Annotated in this window: 3 protein-coding genes; all 3 read left to right on the forward strand. The window is 65.3% G+C overall.

What is annotated here, in order from left to right:
- A partial coding sequence (locus VGK32_21310; protein ID HEY3384306.1) for an outer membrane beta-barrel domain-containing protein occupies positions 1-589 on the forward strand: 589 nt, incomplete at its 5' end.
- Between the two features lie 67 nt (positions 590-656).
- Positions 657-1,697, forward strand: coding sequence for an outer membrane beta-barrel domain-containing protein (locus VGK32_21315; protein HEY3384307.1), 1,041 nt, complete (start codon positions 657-659; stop codon positions 1,695-1,697).
- 33 nt (positions 1,698-1,730) lie between these two features.
- The coding region (locus VGK32_21320; GenBank protein ID HEY3384308.1) for a hypothetical protein at positions 1,731-2,239 on the forward strand (509 nt) is incomplete at its 3' end.

Below are 2,239 nucleotides of genomic sequence, written 5' to 3' on the forward strand. Positions count from 1 at the left end.
GGGCGGCGGCTACGCCCTCTCGCGGCACACCAGCGTCGCCGACGCGGCCAGCCAGACCATCGTCAAGGACAACCCCACCAAGTCCGCCAAGGTCGTCGACGACTTCAGCGACCTCTGGCAGATGACCTGGAGCGCCACCGGCGCCATCCGCTGGACGCCCATCTACGGCAAGGCGAGCTTCTTCTCGCTCTTCCCCTTCCACTTCCAGTTCTACCTCACGTTGGGCGGCGGGGCAGGCGGGATGAAGCGCGACAGCCTTGTATACTGCGTCGGCAGCCGCCCTTCGAGCGCCGTCACCTGCGGCAACCGTGAAGACGACGACCTGCGCCCCCTCCACCAAGAAGAGATCAAGCCGGTCATTCTGGGAGGCTTCGGCATGAAGTTCTTCATCTTGGATTGGCTCGGCTTCCGCGTCGAAGTGCGCGACATGATGTTCCCCGACAGCTTCCGCGAGAAGATCGACCGTGCGGCGGCCGAGCGCGATACCGCGGCAAACGAGGGCAACGCGCCGGCGCAAGGCACCCCGTCGGCGAACCCTGGCTTCACCCACCTGGTGTTCGCCAACATCGGCTTCGTTTTCACCTTCTGATCTTCCGCAAGCTTCAGGCGCCGCCCGCGTGCAGCAGGTGCGAGGCGCCGGAGGCCAATGAGGCGACATGAAGACCATCCTGAGAGTTTCTTTGGTGCTGGCCACCACCGCGCTCGGCTCGTCGGCGTGGGCGGCGGAAGGCGCGGCGGCGACCGAGCCCGCTGCTGCCCCGGCCGTCGAGGCGAAGGCCGAGCCCAGCGCCACGGCCGAGACCAAGACGGTCGAGGCCACGGCCCCGGACACCAAGCCCGCCGAGACCAAGCCGGCGGACGCCCCGCCCGCTGCCCCGGTGCAGGTCCCGAAGTTGGTGGAGGGCGCGCCGCTCGGCAACGCCAACGTCAGCGTCAACATCGTCCAGAAGAAGATCCACGAGAACGAGGGACGGCACGAGTTGGTGCTCTATCCCGCCGTGCTGCAGATCAACGGCAAGTTCACGCAGCACTACGGCGTCGGGTTGATGTACGCGTACCACCTGAGAGAGACCCTCGCGATTTCTCTCATGCCAATTTGGAACTACTGGAACCAGGAGTCGGACTTCAACCAGGAGCTCATCGACAAGGGCCACCAACAGGCCCAAGCCGCGACGGCCCTTTTGCTCCAGTACGGCGGGGTCGCCAGCGTCGAGATGTCGCCGATTTACGGCAAGTTCGCGCTCTATGAGGGGACGCTCGTGCACTTCGCGCTCGTTCTCGGGGGTGGTCTGGGTGCCGGCTCGACGCGGATTCAGCTGCGGCCACAGCAGGTGGCGAACTGCGGCCCGGGCACCGACACCCCGGAGTGCCGAAGCGCCTCCTTCGGCGACACTGGCTTCAAGATGCTCACCACGTTCAACGTCGGGTTTCGCGTGATGCTCGGCGAGCGCGCAGCGATCCGTCTCGAGATCCGCGACCTCATCTACACGGCGCGCGTCAACCAGATCAACGGGTGCTCATACGAGGACCTCTATTCGTTGAGCACCGGGGGCAACCCCGTCAGCGGCAGCTGCCCAGCAAACGGCGGCTTTGCCACCACCGACGACCGCCAGCTGGCCATGTCGCTCTTGAAGGAGACGAGCTCCGACGTCATCAACAACGTCTCCTTCTTCGCCGGCTTCAGCTTCCTGTTTTAGTTCGACGACCCCAAGACGCCAGGAACGAACGAAATGGCCACGCGCTTTTGCCAGCCGCTCCTCACCGCCGCGCTCGTCCTCGCCCTCGCCGCGCCCGCCCTCGCAGCCGCGGGCCCCGAGGCGGACGCCGGGCAGAACAACAAAGCGGTCCAGGCCTACAACGACGGCGACTTCGAGACCGCCGCCTTCCTCTTTGCAGACCTGGCGGACAACGCCCAGTCCGAGGAGATCCGCCTCAAGGCCGAGTACTACCTCGCGCAGAGCTTCTTGAAGCGCGGCCTCTACAACGCCGCCCTGCGCCAGTACTCGTACGTCGTGAAGGCGGGGCCCAACCATCCGCACTACCTCAAGGCGGTAGAGGGCATCGTCGCCGTCAGCGAGGCCCTGCACGAGGATTTCATCACCGGCGCCATCCTCGACAAGGAGTACAACGACGAGTTCGCCAAACTCTCGCTAGAGACCCTCAACAAGATCAACTTCATCGTCGGCATGGTGAGCTACCGCAAGAACAAGCTCGAGGAGGCCACGGGCTTCCTCAACCC

Source organism: Vicinamibacterales bacterium (genome assembly GCA_036504215.1).
In the GTDB taxonomy this organism is placed as follows: Bacteria; Acidobacteriota; Vicinamibacteria; order Vicinamibacterales; family Fen-181; genus FEN-299.